12 protein-coding genes are annotated in these 15,560 nt (G+C 41.6%); 5 read left to right on the top strand and 7 right to left on the bottom strand.

What is annotated here, in order from left to right; translation table 11 throughout:
- Positions 1 to 55: 55 nt before the first annotated feature.
- From ACT8YW_RS00815 to ACT8YW_RS00800, 4 genes are all read right to left on the bottom strand, one after another.
- Positions 56 to 2,572, bottom strand: coding sequence for a hypothetical protein (locus tag ACT8YW_RS00815; RefSeq protein WP_444103679.1), 2,517 nt, complete (start codon positions 2,570 to 2,572; stop codon positions 56 to 58).
- 375 nt (positions 2,573 to 2,947) lie between these two features.
- Positions 2,948 to 3,886 carry a tyrosine-type recombinase/integrase gene (locus ACT8YW_RS00810; RefSeq protein WP_120144120.1) on the bottom strand — a complete coding sequence of 313 codons (939 nt, stop codon included), beginning with the start codon at positions 3,884 to 3,886 and terminating at the stop codon, positions 2,948 to 2,950.
- A 161-nt stretch (positions 3,887 to 4,047) separates the two neighbouring features.
- On the bottom strand, positions 4,048 to 5,685 hold the full coding sequence (groL, locus tag ACT8YW_RS00805) for a chaperonin GroEL (protein ID WP_225450593.1): 1,638 nt from the start codon (positions 5,683 to 5,685) through the stop codon (positions 4,048 to 4,050).
- A 43-nt stretch (positions 5,686 to 5,728) separates the two neighbouring features.
- Entirely contained in the window at positions 5,729 to 6,001 is a 273-nt protein-coding gene (locus tag ACT8YW_RS00800) for a co-chaperone GroES (RefSeq protein ID WP_004314007.1), read from the bottom strand.
- Positions 6,002 to 6,245: 244 nt separating this feature from the next.
- Here ACT8YW_RS00800 and ACT8YW_RS00795 point away from each other — a divergent pair, with 244 nt between their 5' ends.
- Positions 6,246 to 7,295, top strand: coding sequence for a L,D-transpeptidase (locus tag ACT8YW_RS00795; protein ID WP_444103678.1), 1,050 nt, complete (start codon positions 6,246 to 6,248; stop codon positions 7,293 to 7,295).
- Between the two features lie 428 nt (positions 7,296 to 7,723).
- Here ACT8YW_RS00795 and ACT8YW_RS00790 read toward each other — a convergent pair whose 3' ends face one another.
- Positions 7,724 to 8,308 carry an NUDIX hydrolase gene (locus ACT8YW_RS00790; RefSeq protein ID WP_444103677.1) on the bottom strand — a complete coding sequence of 195 codons (585 nt, stop codon included), beginning with the start codon at positions 8,306 to 8,308 and terminating at the stop codon, positions 7,724 to 7,726.
- A gap of 70 nt (positions 8,309 to 8,378) precedes the next feature.
- Positions 8,379 to 8,552: a hypothetical protein gene (locus tag ACT8YW_RS00785; RefSeq protein WP_008015767.1), complete on the bottom strand. Its 174-nt coding sequence runs from the start codon at positions 8,550 to 8,552 to the stop codon at positions 8,379 to 8,381.
- A gap of 147 nt (positions 8,553 to 8,699) precedes the next feature.
- Between ACT8YW_RS00785 and ACT8YW_RS00780 the strand changes: the two genes are divergently transcribed.
- The 4 genes from ACT8YW_RS00780 (at position 8,700) to hydF (ending at position 13,967) form a co-directional block, all read left to right on the top strand.
- Entirely contained in the window at positions 8,700 to 10,169 is a 1,470-nt protein-coding gene (locus tag ACT8YW_RS00780; RefSeq protein WP_004314012.1) for a 4Fe-4S dicluster domain-containing protein, read from the top strand.
- Positions 10,150 to 11,226: a [FeFe] hydrogenase H-cluster radical SAM maturase HydE gene (gene hydE, locus ACT8YW_RS00775; protein ID WP_444103676.1), complete on the top strand. Its 1,077-nt coding sequence runs from the start codon at positions 10,150 to 10,152 to the stop codon at positions 11,224 to 11,226. The genes ACT8YW_RS00780 and hydE overlap by 20 nt, the downstream gene beginning before the upstream one ends.
- A 52-nt stretch (positions 11,227 to 11,278) precedes the next feature.
- Positions 11,279 to 12,700 carry a [FeFe] hydrogenase H-cluster radical SAM maturase HydG gene (gene hydG / locus ACT8YW_RS00770; protein WP_444103675.1) on the top strand — a complete coding sequence of 474 codons (1,422 nt, stop codon included), beginning with the start codon at positions 11,279 to 11,281 and terminating at the stop codon, positions 12,698 to 12,700.
- A gap of 76 nt (positions 12,701 to 12,776) precedes the next feature.
- Positions 12,777 to 13,967 (top strand): [FeFe] hydrogenase H-cluster maturation GTPase HydF, encoded by a 1,191-nt coding sequence (gene hydF, locus ACT8YW_RS00765; protein ID WP_444103674.1) that lies wholly within the window; start codon positions 12,777 to 12,779, stop codon positions 13,965 to 13,967.
- A 142-nt stretch (positions 13,968 to 14,109) separates the two neighbouring features.
- Here hydF and hisS read toward each other — a convergent pair whose 3' ends face one another.
- On the bottom strand, positions 14,110 to 15,474 hold the full coding sequence (gene hisS, locus ACT8YW_RS00760) for a histidine--tRNA ligase (protein WP_004314016.1): 1,365 nt from the start codon (positions 15,472 to 15,474) through the stop codon (positions 14,110 to 14,112).
- Positions 15,475 to 15,560: the final 86 nt, after the last annotated feature.

Raw genomic sequence — 15,560 nt, 5'->3', positions numbered from 1 at the left:
CTCTGTTTCTTCTCGGCGTATTCTTCACACAAGGTGAAGAAGGGTTTGATTTTTATTATTCAAACTTATTGACTACAATTGTTACAGTTGTTGCATGAGTTACACCCCATTCATCAGTTGCAGTCAAGGTCAGTTTACAAGTTTGAGCTGTTACAATCTGTGCAGAAGTTTTCTTCTTCACAGTCAATGTGCTATTGCTTTGAACATTCCAAGTTGACAAATTTGACATATCCAAATAGTCTTGAGCATTCTTATCACCAGTCCAAACTAAAGTAATTTTAGCATCTTTCAATGCAAGATCCTTACCATTAGCTATGTCCGCGATTTTAAATTCGTCAGCCTTAATAGTAGTACCACTTTCATTCTTGATTTCCTTATTTGTGCCACTATATTTCAAAGTTCCTAATCCAGAAACAACAGTCAGACTGATTTCATCTGTAATATTTTCCAATCTACTATTATTAAACGGACTATAAATAGCTTTGATAGTACGAGCAACGCCTACACCACCTTTGGCAGGAGCTTTTGCAACTACGATATCACCAGTAGTTTTACTTCCACCATTTGCAAACCAGCTAGTAAAGCCTTCTGGAAGAGGCTTCTCTTCATCAAACTTGATATAAGATGCTGCATCGCTCTTAGTTTCAGCAGAATACAAACCATATAAGTTATAAGTAACTTTCTGATTTACATCAGTTCCGCTTATAACACCGGTTGCAGTTCCCTTATTACCGTCAAAGTAGCCAGCCAGACGTCTTCCGTCCCATTTAAATCCTTCGAACGGATTAACTACAATCTCAAAGTTAAGAACTTTTGCTACTTCGTTGCCCAGTGCAGAAGAACCATTGGCATTGTTTACATTGACAGAAACAGTATGTGTAGTAGCACAAACCGATTCAGGTTTAAAGGTTGCACGAATCACCCAATCTTTAGTTGTAGCTCCTGATACACCAGCATTTTTATCAACCAAAGCAAGTGTAATACTCTGTGAATCATAGGTCACATTAGTTCCATTCACTTTCACAACATCGTTCTTAAAGCCAATAGTCGGATTTGCGTCCAATGAATATCCTGTCTGATTGAAAAGTGCTTTCACTTCGTCAGTAAGAGCAATGTCAGCAGTGTTCTTAGTAGCGTCAGCATTAACAGTCCATTTCATTGTACCCAAAACTACAGGATCAGCATAATACTTAAATGTGATCTTCAATGTAGGAGCAGCTACTTCTTTAACCACTTCACCATTTGTTTTCAGATATTCTACTTTAATAGTAGCTGTTCCTGCACTCTTAGCAGTAATGGTTGATCCTGACAAAGTAATGTTTTCAGCTTTCAATTCGCCTGGATCACTAGTCAAGGCTAAAGAATATTTGCAATCAACAACTTTATCAGTACCCGGCATCAATGCGTTCAAGTCACAAGCAGTATTGATAATTGCTTCTGCAGTAGCATCACTCAAAGTTGGAGCTGACTGATCCACATTAATTGTCACATCATATTTAGAAATAATTTCATTTCCAAAAGGATCACGGGTAGTAAGAGCATAAGAACCTTTTGCAGGAATATTTGCCAAATCAAAGTTATCAGCATCCTTATTGAAAGTGACATTCATATCATAAACACCTTTATTAGCTGTTTTATCACCAGCAGCACGAGATAAAGGTTTTTCAGTCATATTTTCCTGAATACTTCCTTTTAGAATTTGGAAGAACTGATTATCTTTAGAGTCTGTCAAACCTATATTATAAAGTTGCACATTTACATCTGCCGGATTAATCAAAGCCTGTATTTTAGATGAGCCAGAAGCGACAAGAACTTCATTCTCTGCATACTTATGACCGTTAAAATCAACCTTACCAGTTGTTTTTCCGCAGAATAATGTAATCGTACTTCCAAGTGTCAGTTTTGCATTAACATCTACACTAACAGCATCCATGCTAACAATAGAACCTGCTTTAGGAAGTGTTACAGAAGATTCAGCATAAGTACCATCAGACTTCAATTCACGGACATGAAGTTCCCAAATCAATGGATTGCCAGCAACTTCAGTAATATAGATTGTTGCATTAGCTACTATATCTGTAGATTCCCATACTCCAGTCTCTGTGTTATAAACTTCCCAGCATCCAGTGGTAGCACTGATACGAGGAGATTTCCCGTTTACTCCATCCTTACCATCTTCTCCGTCTTTGCCATCGTCTCCCTTATCACCTTTAGGACCAACAGCAGATTGACCAGAATCTATTCCATCAAAGAACCAATTGTTATTAGCACCAATAGTAACTTTAGTACCGTTCTTTCCATCAGTTCCATTAGTTCCATTGGTACCGTTAACAATAGAATAAGACTTTCCATCATCAAATGTGATCTTGAAACCTCCGGCAACATCTTCAACGGATTTAACCCATTTGCCTTCATTCACAAACTTCTGCAGATCGGCGATGCTGGCTTTGTTTGCGTCAATCTGTGTTTGCAGATTGTCGATGTCATCATCATAGTCTTTACAGCCTACATAGGTGACAGTAGAAAGTGCCAACGCCCCGAAGAACATCACTTTTACAAATTTTCTTTTCATAACTACTTAAAAATTACATTAATAATATATTATTAAACACTAAGTTTCAATAATAGCATGCCCGTTACTTTGTAGGTAACGGAAGAACCTTTGTGCCTGCTCTTCGGGAGTAATCAATACTGAAAAATGATACGATATGCTACGAAACATTTTTACCCCTGCTTTTGAAAGCAAGTAGCGGGGAGGGGAAATCTTGTGTAAAATTTAGAAGTTAACAAAGCCCTAATACAAAGAATCCGCGTGTTTTATCTGTCCTATTCCTGTTTTGAGTAGTTTATTAGAAAAAATGTGTGATTTCGTTTGGTTGTTTTAAGAAATATGCTCATATTTGCACCGGTATTTATTCCCGTTACCTACAAAGTAACAGACTATTTATCAAGCAATTAATCCACTAATTGTACGCTTCACAAAATCAACGACCTGTCTATTAGCTTCATCTATTTTCTTATTCCTGAAAGGCTTCAGATACGTTTCGGTTACAGTGATGGAAGAATGTCCCATTGCTTCGGAAATAATACCCGGATGAATCTCACAATAATAAGCTGTCGTAGCCCAAGTGTGGCGGGCAGTGTAAGAACTCAATCTATCACCTAATCCCAACAATTCGCCCAGCAACATCAACTGACGATTGAATGTGCGCAATGCCAACTGATATTCACGATAAGCCTCCGGAGTCCCTTCACGACTCTTTAACAAAGAAAACAGATAAGGAGAAGAGCTGTCACGGTTCATATATCTCTTTACCAGAATCATCGCTTCCGCAGTCAGAGTCACCGACAAGGTGCGACCTGTCTTACGTCTGCGATATGTAATCACATTGTCACGTAAATCACTTTTACGCAAATAGGCGAGATCGACAAAAGGTAAACCGCGCAATAAAAACATAAGGATAAATAATTCCTGTGCCTTGCGTAATGACGGAGAACCGACAAAAGCCTGTGATAACCTGGCAAATACTTTCTTTATATCCTCCTCACCTAACGCACGTTTATGATCGGCACGAGTACCTGTATAAACAGAACGAAACAAGTGAGGCACATAAGGTGCCTTACGAAGATCGACAGCACGATTATAAACAGCACGAAACGTGCGCAAATAAGTGGAGACAGTATTCCAACTACATCCACGACTACGAAGATGCACTTCGAACCCTTTTAACCACTCCGGACTCACCTCATGGAAGGTGAAATCCTCTTTCCCACAATAAGCAATGATGGCATTGAGACTGCTACGGTATACATGGGCAGTACCAAAGTTTCCCTCCATCTGTAGCCCACGGGCTACTTGCTTCATAAATGTTACTACTTTCAACATCTCTCGATTTATTAATAAATTAGACAATAAATATAAGGGTATTCCAACAATCGAACAAATTGAAGGCAGAGATGTTGCAGGAATGCAAAAAAAGAACCACCTCCCCTTATCAGGGAAAGTGGTTCTTATCTTCTTTATATATTCTTAAGCGAAAGCTGGAATTACATCATTCCGCCCATGCCTCCCATTCCGGGAGCGCCCATCGGCATTTCAGGTTTATCTTCCTTCTTTTCTACAATTACACATTCAGTAGTCAGGAACATACCAGCGATAGAAGCTGCATTTTCCAAAGCTACACGAGCAACCTTAGCAGGGTCTACTACACCGGCAGCATGCAAGTTTTCGTAAATGTCCAGACGAGCGTTGTAACCAAAGTCACCCTTGCCTTCACGTACCTTCTGAACAACTACCGCACCTTCTTTACCAGCGTTAGCAACGATCTGACGAAGTGGTTCTTCGATAGCACGTTTGATGATTTCAACACCGGTTGTTTCGTCAGCATTGTCACCCTTCATATCTTCGATAACGTCGATTGCACGAATATAAGCTACGCCACCACCCGGGATGATACCTTCTTCGATTGCAGCACGAGTTGCACGCAAAGCATCGTCCACACGGTCTTTCTTTTCTTTCATTTCCACTTCAGAAGCAGCACCTACATAGAGAACAGCTACACCACCTGACAATTTAGCCAGACGTTCCTGCAATTTCTCGCGGTCATAGTCAGACTTAGTTGCCACGATTTGTGCTTTGATCTGTTCGCAACGTTCTTTGATGCTGTCTTTGTTACCTGCACCGTTTACAACGGTTGTATAGTCTTTAGTAACTGTAACTTTGTCAGCAGTACCCAACATTTCGATAGTAGCTTGTTCCAGTTTCAAACCTTTTTCTTCGCTGATAACAACACCACCTGTCAGGATAGCGATATCTTCCAACATTTCTTTACGACGATCGCCGAAGCCCGGAGCCTTCACAGCACAGATCTTCAATTGAGAACGCAGACGGTTTACTACCAATGTAGTCAACGCTTCGCTATCTACATCTTCTGCAATTACCAATAGAGGACGACCTGTTTGTACAGCCGGTTCGAGGATAGGCAAGAAATCTTTCAGGTTAGAAATCTTCTTGTCATAGATCAGGATGTAAGGTTTCTCCATCTCACATTCCATCTTTTCTGTATTTGTCACGAAGTAAGCTGACAAATAACCACGGTCGAACTGCATACCTTCTACTACACCGATAGTAGTGTCTGTACCTTTTGCTTCTTCGATAGTGATTACACCGTCTTTAGAAACTTTACGCATAGCGTCAGCAATCAATTTACCGATAACCGGGTCGTTGTTTGCAGATACGGTAGCAACTTGTTCGATCTTGTCATAGTTATCACCTACAGTTTCAGCCTGATCCTTGATTGATTCTACCACTTTGGCAACAGCCTTGTCGATACCACGTTTGATATCCATCGGGCTAGCACCAGCAGTTACGTTCTTCAAACCTTCAGCTACGATAGCTTGTGCAAGAACGGTTGCAGTAGTTGTACCGTCACCGGCATCGTCACCTGTCTTAGAAGCAACTTCTTTTACCAGCTGTGCACCAGTATTCTGGTAAGCATCTGCCAATTCGATTTCTTTTGCTACTGTCACACCGTCTTTTGTGATGTGCGGAGCACCGAATTTCTTCTCAATGATAACGTTACGTCCTTTCGGGCCCAGAGTTACTTTTACTGCATTTGCCAAAGCATCGACACCTTTTTTCAATTGGTCACGGGCATCGATATTGAATAATATTTCTTTTGCCATCTCTTTATTTACTATTTAAAGATTTACTATTTACTATTATTAATTAACCCAAAACAGCGAGAACATCGCTCTGACGCATGATAAGATATTTAGTACCTTCAACGTCAAGTTCTGTTCCGGCATATTTACCATAAAGAACTGTATCGCCTACTTTCAATACCATCTCTTCATCTTTCGTACCGTGACCTACTGCCACAACTTCACCCTTCAAAGGTTTTTCTTTTGCTGTATCAGGAATAATGATACCACCAATTGTTTTTTCTTCTGCAGGTGCAGGGAGGATAAGCACTCTGTCTGCTAATGGTTTAATGTTCATAGTTACTTGTTATATTTTAGTTATACATTTAATTGTAGATGTTATCCACCGTCTTTCAGGCGGAACGCTAAAGTCATTGCGAAAAGCGTGCCAAAGTAAATAAATGATTCTTTGTCAGAAATTGACTGACAAAATGACTGACAACTTGCACTGTATGGCAAAAAAGTATATTTGTCACCTACTTTTTAAACAAAACAAAAGGATTATTCCTTATAATGATGTATATTCGTAAACGAACCATCAAATGCACTGTATAAATAATATGAATAGAATAGCATCCGGCCTCATCATTGCCTCTTGCGTCTTCTCCTCCTGCACTTCGCGTACAGGGGAGATTTCTCCTGTACATGAACAACAACAGACAGATTCGCTGTCGCAAAATACAATAACTCAACCCGAGGTTAAACCTGTTGAAAAGAAACTCACAGCAGAGCAAATACAAATCACCAAAGATTTATTGTATGACCAATATACATTGGAAGACACCTATCCTTATAAAGACACTACCCGGCAGTTTCAATGGGACAAAATCAAAGAACGGCTGGCTTTGCTTGAAAATATACAATTGCAGCCTTCCACTTGGGCAATTCTCCAGAATTACAAAAATAGAAATGGAGAAGCACCGCTTGTGAGAAATTTCAAAAGAAACGCTTACGGACGGGTGGCGGATACTCTCGGCATAGAACGTTACCAATCCGTTCCGCTTTATTTGTTGACCGACACATTAGTGCCCGAACGATACGGTCAGGATGGAGAACTAACCCGTTTTATCGAAGATGGGGAAAAATTCATAAAAGCAGAGCCAATGTTTACCGGAGATGAATGGATGATTCCTAAAAAGTATGTCAAAGTAATCGGAGATACGATTGTTTTCAACAAAGCTGTTTTCGTAGACCGCCACAATCAGAATATCGCAGCTCTCGAACGTAGCGGAGAAGGGCAATGGATGGTTCGCAGCATGAATCCTTCCACTACGGGACGTCACCTGCCACCATATGCACAGGAAACTCCTTTAGGAATGTTTGTATTACAGGAAAAGAAAGCGAAGATGGTATTTCTAAAAGACGGTTCGAAAGAGACAGGAGGTTATGCTCCTTATGCAAGTCGTTTCACGGATGGAGCCTATATTCACGGAGTACCGGTCAATGCTCCCCGCAAGGCACAGATAGAATATAGTCCGTCGTTAGGAACGACACCGCGTTCGCACATGTGCGTACGAAATGCAACTTCCCATGCCAAGTTTATCTATGACTGGGCACCCGTAAATAAAACTATTATTTTTGTATTGGAATAGCCGCTAAACAAACCTATATCGCCATTTCTTAATTCTTATTATCTGTTTTACGGAATATGGTTAGAAAACTTATTCTCTATAAGGAGAAAACTTGCTTTCCTCTTGAGGAAAAGTTACTTTCCCTTTACTTCAATCTATAAACGCAAGTTGCATTTATAAAAACAAAGATTGCAATTATAAAAATGAAACCTTCATTCATATAATCAAAAGTTGCAATTATAGTTTGCCCTATAACCTTACTAAGTTTTCTTCCCATGCAGAAGAAGTTTGCATAGGCTGAAAAGAAACTTTTCTATACGTACTTGAGAGGCTAAATAAAAGAGGGCCGAACTCTTCAGTCCAGACCTCCAATTATAAAAAGGGATTTCTTCATCCCGTACTATCTTTTATCAGTTATGCGTGAAACTCACTTTTGTTTTTCTCCGGTCTCACTCAACCCTTACTTTATCCTTATTATATTCTGGATACAGATTTGCTATATATTTCCACAATGGAGCAGCATTCAGCGCTTGCATAATTTCGTTCTTATCAAGCAGGCTTCTCACCTCTTCCAATGTAAGCAGATGTACACTGATATCTTCAGTAGCTTCCAGATGCTGATGGTCTATCAGTTCCACGTCTGTAGCAAGAAAGCAATAAGTCAGATTGGTATGAGTGCTCGGATTAGCGGAAATCACCATATATTCCTGCCAGTTTCCTTTTCCGTAGCCTGTTTCCTCCCACAATTCACGCTGGGCGGACACTAACGGTGAAGCGTCTTCCTTCTCACAGACACCGGCACAAAGTTCATAACAAGTTCGTTCAATTCCCGGACGGTACTGGCGGACAAAAACAAATTTACCATCTTTTGTAATGGCAATCGTATTTACCCAGTCGGGATACTCAAGAATATAATATTCGGGGATATGGTTACCGTTGGGAAGCAACATATCTTCGCAACGCACAGTCAGCCACGGACGGCGAAATAGATATTTACTACTCACCGTTTTCCAGGCTCTATTCTTTTCTTCCATAAGGTCTGTTTTTTCTTCCGGCAAAAATACAAATTTCCCCTGGGTTATCCTACCTTTCGGTTGCTTGTTTTTATTCGTCTGTGTCGATACAAGTGATCTCTATCCCTTGTATCTGCTCCAGATATTTTTTGGTAGAGCTTACCAAAGAACTTCCCATGTAGAATAAAAACAGCAGGCTGATAATAACCATCAATGCGCCAATCATGGCAAAACGACTACGTTGCTCGAAAATACTGCTATTCATAACTCTGCCTCCTCTTAGTTTTTTTGTCCACTACAAAGATAACATGCGAGGGCTACAAAAAAGTTACAAGAATGTTTCAAAAAACTTAAATATTGAAATTCTGTTCGTATCTTTGCACCAACTAACTAACAACCTCTTTATTGCAATATGGCATTTACGAATAATATTATGATTGTCCGGCATAAATTGCTGGCAGACCTCGTTAAACTCTGGAAAAACGACGAATTAGTGGAAAAGATAGACCGGCTCCCGATTGAGTTGAGTCCACGAAAATCAAAACCCCTAGGACGGTGTTGCGTACATAAAGAACGCGCAGTGTGGAGGTACAAGACTTTTCCTCTGATGGGACTGGATATGACAGACGAACACGACGAAGTTACCCCGCTTTCCGAATATGCGCGATTGGCATTGAGCCGCCCCGAACCGGACAAGGAAAATATCATGTGCGTCATCGACGAGGCCTGTTCTTCCTGTGTACAGATCAATTATGAAATAACCAACCTTTGTCGCGGATGCGTGGCACGTAGCTGTTACATGAATTGCCCCAAAGATGCGATACGTTTCAAGAAAAACGGTCAGGCAATGATTGACCATGACACATGTGTCAGTTGCGGTATTTGTCACAAGAGTTGTCCTTATCACGCTATTGTATATATTCCCGTGCCTTGTGAAGAGGCTTGTCCGGTAAAAGCTATCAGCAAAGATGAACACGGCATAGAACACATTGATGAGAGCAAGTGTATCTACTGCGGAAAATGCATGAATGCTTGTCCGTTCGGTGCTATCTTCGAAATCTCGCAAACATTCGATGTATTGCAACGCATCCGTAAAGGAGAAAAGATGGTTGCCATCGTTGCTCCGTCTATTCTGGGACAGTTTAAGACTTCTATCGGACAAGTGTACGGTGCTTTCAAAGAAATAGGATTTACAGATGTGATCGAAGTGGCTGAAGGTGCTATGGCAACCACCAGCAATGAAGCACACGAGTTACTGGAGAAATTGGAAGAGGGACAGAAATTTATGACTACTTCCTGTTGCCCTTCTTATATCGAGCTGGTAGAGAAACATATTCCGGATATGAAACCTTACGTTTCTACCACCGGATCACCGATGTACTATGCCGCACGGATTGCCAAAGAGAAGCATCCGGATGCTAAGGTTGTGTTTGTCGGCCCTTGTGTGGCTAAACGCAAAGAAGTACGTCGTGACGAAGCGGTGGATTATATTCTGACGTTTGAAGAAATCGGTTCGATTCTCGACGGGTTGGGTATTGAACTGGAACAGGTACAGGAGTTCTCTGTATTACATACGTCTGTTCGCGAAGCACATGGATTTGCACAGGCAGGTGGTGTGATGGGAGCTGTCAAAGCTTATCTGAAAGAGGAAGCGGATAAAATCAATGCAATACAAGTGTCGGACATCAATAAAAAGAATATCGCTCTGTTGCGTGCCTGCGCCAAAACAGGAAAGGCTGCGGGACAGTTTATTGAAGTGATGGCATGCGAAGGTGGATGTATCACCGGACCAAGTACGCATAATGATATTGTTTCGGGACGTCGCCAATTGGCACAAGAGCTGCTCAAACGAAAAGAGAGCTATGAAACAATGGATCGATAAACTACGGCAGGAAAGAACACTTAGCCCGGAAGAGCTCCGGCAACTGTTGACCGGATGTGACGCAGAAACCCTGCGTTACATCAATAAACAGGCGCAGGAAGTCGCTCTCCGCCACTTCGGAAATAAGATTTATATCCGTGGACTGATTGAAGTCAGCAATTGCTGCCGGAACAACTGTTATTACTGTGGCATCCGAAAAGGAAATCCCAATATCGAACGTTACCGATTGAACCTGGAAAGTATACTGGATTGTTGCCGGCAAGGATATAAATTAGGTTTCCGCACTTTCGTGCTGCAAGGAGGAGAAGATCCCGCACTGACAGACGATCGGATAGAAATGACTGTTGCCCGTATCAGGCAGAATTATCCGGATTGTGCCATTACACTGTCGCTCGGAGAAAAGTCGCGTGATGCATACGAACGTTTCTTCCGTGCCGGAGCCAACCGTTATCTGTTACGTCACGAAACTCACAATGAGTCACATTACCGGCAACTGCATCCGGCAGAAATGTCCGGCAAACAGCGCCTGCAATGTTTAGCGGATTTAAAAGACATCGGCTATCAGACAGGAACCGGAATTATGGTCGGCAGCCCAGGGCAAACAGTAGAACATATCATCGAGGATATCTTGTTCATTGAAAAGCTACAGCCGGAAATGATTGGCATCGGCCCTTTCCTACCCCATCATGATACGCCTTTTGCCCAATATCCCAGCGGAACGGTGGAACGGACGATTCTTCTATTATCGATCTTCCGTTTGATGCATCCATCCGCATTGATTCCGGCAACAACGGCTCTCGCCACTCTTATCCCTGATGGCAGAGAGCGGGGTATATTGGCTGGTGCAAATGTGGTTATGCCCAACCTGTCTCCCCGGGAGGAACGGAAAAAATATGAATTATACAATGACAAAGCTTCACTCGGAGCGGAATCCGCCGAAGGACTGGCTACCTTACAAAAGCAGTTGAATACCATCGGTTATGAGATATCTACCGAAAGAGGCGACTTTAAGTGCACCACAGATTACACGGATTCACACAGATTTATTTCGAATTAAATTTTAATCTGTGTGAATCCGTGTAATCTGTGGTGAAAAAACAAAGAATATTATGATATACCAAAAAGATTCATCCAAAGCAGAAGAGTTTATCCATCACGAAGAAATTTTGGATACGCTGGAATATGCACAGAACAATAAGGATAATCGTGTCCTGATTGAACAACTGATTGAAAAGGCAGCGTTGTGCAAGGGACTGACGCACCGGGAAGCGGCTATTCTGCTGGAGTGTAACCAACCTGACCTGATAGAACGTATCTTTCATCTCGCCAAAGAAATCAAACAGAAGTTTTACGGCAACCGTATCGTCATGTTCGCACCGCTTTATTTATCTAATTATTGCGTAAACGGTTGCGTATATTGTCCATATCATGCCAAAAACAAGACTATTGCACGCAAGAAACTGACACAGGAAGAAATCCGCCGGGAGGTAATTGCTTTGCAGGATATGGGACATAAGCGACTGGCTCTTGAAGCCGGTGAGCATCCGTCACTGAACCCGATAGAATATATTCTGGAATCTATTCAGACGATTTATAGTATCAAGCATAAAAACGGAGCTATCCGCCGGGTAAACGTAAATATCGCAGCCACTACAGTAGAAAATTATCGCCGATTGAAAGAAGCGGGTATCGGCACGTATATCTTATTCCAAGAGACTTATCACAAAGATAACTACGAAGCTCTCCATCCCACCGGACCTAAAAGCAATTACGCTTATCACACCGAAGCGATGGACCGCGCGATGGAAGGAGGAATCGATGATGTAGGCATTGGTGTTCTTTTCGGTTTGAATACTTATCGGTATGATTTTATCGGATTATTAATGCATGCCGAACATTTGGAAGCCAAATTCGGTGTAGGGCCGCATACAATCAGTGTGCCGCGCATCTGTTCGGCAGATGACATCGATGCGGGAGATTTCCCAAACGCTATTTCGGATGAGATATTCAGCAAGATTGTAGCTGTTATCCGAATTGCCGTTCCTTATACGGGAATGATTATTTCTACACGTGAATCGCAAGAATCACGCAAGAAAGTGCTCGAATTGGGTATTTCACAAATCAGTGGCGGTTCGCGTACCAGTGTAGGCGGATATGCTGAAACGGAATTACCCGATCATAATTCTGCCCAATTTGATGTGAGCGACACCCGGACATTAGACGAAGTGGTCAACTGGTTGCTCGAACTCGGATATATCCCCAGCTTCTGTACAGCCTGTTACCGGGAAGGACGGACGGGAGACCGTTTCATGTCATTAGTGAAATCCGGTCAGATAGCAAACTGTTGCGGACCGAATGCCCTGATGACTCTGAAAGAGTATCTGGAAGATTATGCTTCAGAAGATACGCGACAGAAAGGATTGGAACTGATTCTAAAAGAAACGGAACGAATCCCCAATCCCAAAATCAGGGAAATAGCTATCCGGAATCTCAAAGCAATAGCTGCAGGACAAAGAGACTTTAGATTTTAAATAATACATTGATGTGCTAACATATCAATCTGCCAATTAGCTACGCACGAATTAACAAGTTGAAAAATTATCAATTATGAGCCTAACAGATACTCCAAATGCTAACAGACTTCATATCACCCTTTTTGGTAGACGGAACAGTGGTAAGTCTTCTCTTATCAATGCGTTGACAGGACAGGACATCGCGCTCGTTTCAAATACTCCCGGAACGACTACCGACCTTGTGTCTAAAGCAATGGAGATTCAAGGTATTGGTCCTTGTCTTTTTATAGATACTCCGGGATTCGATGATGAAGGAGAGCTTGGAGAACTGCGTATCAGCCGGACTTTAAAGGCTATTGAGAAAACGGATATTGCATTGTTATTATGTGAAGACACTACCTTTTCTCATGAAAAAGAGATACTGGCGCTATTGAAAGAGAAGAATATCCCTGTCATTCCGGTATTGAATAAAATAGATATACGAGAGAATAGCGATCATTTAGCTACATATATCGAGGAACAATGTAAAATACACCCCTTGCTTATCAGTGCCAAAGAAAAGATAGGAATCGAACTGATCCGGCAAGCCATCCTCGAAAAATTACCTTCGGACTTCGGTCAACAAAGTATCACCGGGGAACTTGTTACAGAAAATGACCTTGTACTTTTAGTAATGCCGCAGGATATCCAAGCTCCCAAGGGCAGACTGATCTTACCGCAAGTGCAGACTATCCGTGAATTGTTGGATAAAAAATGCCTCGTAGTAACTTGCACCACTGATAAGTTTTCTGCAACCCTACAAGCCCTTGCCCGTCCTCCGAAGTTAATCATCACCGATTCACAAGTTTTCAAAGCGATTTATGAACAGAAACCAAAAGAAAGTGAACTGACTTCTTTTTCTGTACTTTTCGCAGGATATAAAGGTGATACTCACTATTATGTAGAAAGTGCAGCTGTCATCGAAAGACTGACGGAATCGTCACGTGTACTGATAGCGGAAGCTTGTACGCACGCTCCCCTTTCAGAAGATATAGGAAGAGTGAAACTTCCTCGTTTGTTACGGAAACGGATTGGAGAGAATCTGCAAATTGATATGGTAGCAGGAACCGACTTTCCACAAGATCTGACTCCTTACTCTTTAGTTATCCATTGCGGAGCATGTATGTTTAACCGTAAATACGTACTTAGTCGCATCGAACGTGCGCGGGAGCAGCACATTCCTATGACGAACTATGGAGTAGCAATTGCTTTCCTCAATGGAATACTAGATCAAATAAAATATTAAAAAAAGAAATCTTCTCTTTTTTATTTTGAAGCGAACCCCAAAAGTTCTTTATCTAACTTTTGGGGTTCACTTCATTTTTATGTTAAGACGAACTCTTTATATTAACTAATTATGATGACATACTTAGTTCTAATATCTCCGCTTATTTCTTCACAATAGCAATCAGTTCGTCTGCTGAAACAAGGTTCTGTTCTCCTGTCTCCATATTCTTCAACATCACTTTGCCTTCGTTCATTTCGTTCTCACCGACAATAGCTACAAACGGAATATTCTTCGCATTGGCATAACTCATTTGTTTCTTCATCTTGGCAGCATCCGGGAAAATCTCGGCACGAATATTGGCAGCACGTACCTTAGCCAAAATTCCCATAGAGTATGCAGCTTCCTTTTCACCAAAGTTGATAAACAGAAGTTCTGTTCCGTTTACAGCTTCTTTCGGGTAAAGTTCGAGCTGGTTCAGGACATCGAAGATACGGTCTGCACCAAAAGAGATACCCACTCCGGACACTCCTGCCATACCGAATACTCCGGTCAGATTATCATAACGACCACCACCAGTGATACTGCCAATCTGTACATCCAGTGCTTTCACTTCAAAGATAGCTCCTGTATAATAGTTCAGTCCGCGAGCCAATGTAAGATCAAGCTCTATTTCATTCTTCAAGCCCATTGTTTCCAATGTATTCAGAATAAATTCACTCTCTTCCACTCCCTTCAGCCCTACTTCACTGGCTGATAACACATTCTTCAGTGTTGCCAATTTCTCCGCATTCGTACCACTAAGAAGAATGATCGGCTGCAACTTGGCAATAGCCTCATCACTGATTCCCTTCTCTTTCAGTTCGGCATTTACATTATCCAGACCGATTTTATCCAGTTTGTCAATTGCTACGGTAATATCTACAATCTTATCCGATTCGCCTATAATTTCAGCAATACCGGAAAGAATCTTGCGGTTGTTAATCTTAATACATACACGAATATTGAAACGACTAAAAACGGTATCGACAATCTGCATCAATTCCACTTCGTTCAATAACGAATCGCTTCCTACAACATCGGCATCACATTGATAAAATTCGCGATAACGTCCTTTCTGCGGACGGTCGGCACGCCATACCGGTTGAATCTGATAGCGTTTGAACGGGAAAGTGATCTCATCACGATGCATCACTACATAACGGGCAAAAGGCACTGTCAAGTCGTAACGCAAACCTTTCTCACAGAATTTGCTTGCCAGTTTGGCAGCATTACGGCTTAACAATTCTTCGTCAGTAATCCCGGAAAAGTAATCTCCTGAATTCTGAATCTTAAAGAGTAGTTTATCTCCCTCATCGCCGTACTTTCCCATCAGTGTAGAAAGCATCTCCATCGAAGGAGTCTCTATCTGCTGGAAACCATACAGATGGTATACGTCACGAATCGTATTGAATATATAATTACGCTTCGCCATTTCTACCGGCGAAAAGTCACGAGTTCCTTTAGGAATACTTGGTTTTGCTGCCATAATATTACTGTTTATAATTTTAATTGCGCAAATTTACTGCAAATTTCCGAGCAATGCTTACATATATTTGAAAAAATCACACGTAT

The sequence above is a fragment of the Bacteroides sp. genome (assembly GCF_052357945.1).
Classification (GTDB): domain Bacteria; phylum Bacteroidota; class Bacteroidia; order Bacteroidales; family Bacteroidaceae; genus Bacteroides.
The sequence above is the reverse complement of the archived record's forward strand: the minus strand, read 5'-3'. Positions and strand labels throughout refer to the sequence as shown.

Excerpts from the sequence above, each read along its gene's own strand:
- ACT8YW_RS00780 (WP_004314012.1), top strand. The coding sequence starts at position 8,700 with ATGGCATTTACGAATAATATTATGATTGTCCGGCATAAATTGCTGGCA.
- ACT8YW_RS00785 (WP_008015767.1), bottom strand. The coding sequence starts at position 8,552 with ATGAATAGCAGTATTTTCGAGCAACGTAGTCGTTTTGCCATGATTGGC.
- ACT8YW_RS00815 (WP_444103679.1), bottom strand. The coding sequence starts at position 2,572 with ATGAAAAGAAAATTTGTAAAAGTGATGTTCTTCGGGGCGTTGGCACTT.
- hydE (WP_444103676.1), top strand. The coding sequence starts at position 10,150 with ATGAAACAATGGATCGATAAACTACGGCAGGAAAGAACACTTAGCCCG.
- ACT8YW_RS00795 (WP_444103678.1), top strand. The coding sequence starts at position 6,246 with ATGCACTGTATAAATAATATGAATAGAATAGCATCCGGCCTCATCATT.
- hydF (WP_444103674.1), top strand. The coding sequence starts at position 12,777 with ATGAGCCTAACAGATACTCCAAATGCTAACAGACTTCATATCACCCTT.
- hydG (WP_444103675.1), top strand. The coding sequence starts at position 11,279 with ATGATATACCAAAAAGATTCATCCAAAGCAGAAGAGTTTATCCATCAC.
- hisS (WP_004314016.1), bottom strand. The coding sequence starts at position 15,474 with ATGGCAGCAAAACCAAGTATTCCTAAAGGAACTCGTGACTTTTCGCCG.
- ACT8YW_RS00800 (WP_004314007.1), bottom strand. The coding sequence starts at position 6,001 with ATGAACATTAAACCATTAGCAGACAGAGTGCTTATCCTCCCTGCACCT.
- ACT8YW_RS00790 (WP_444103677.1), bottom strand. The coding sequence starts at position 8,308 with ATGGAAGAAAAGAATAGAGCCTGGAAAACGGTGAGTAGTAAATATCTA.
- groL (WP_225450593.1), bottom strand. The coding sequence starts at position 5,685 with ATGGCAAAAGAAATATTATTCAATATCGATGCCCGTGACCAATTGAAA.
- ACT8YW_RS00810 (WP_120144120.1), bottom strand. The coding sequence starts at position 3,886 with ATGTTGAAAGTAGTAACATTTATGAAGCAAGTAGCCCGTGGGCTACAG.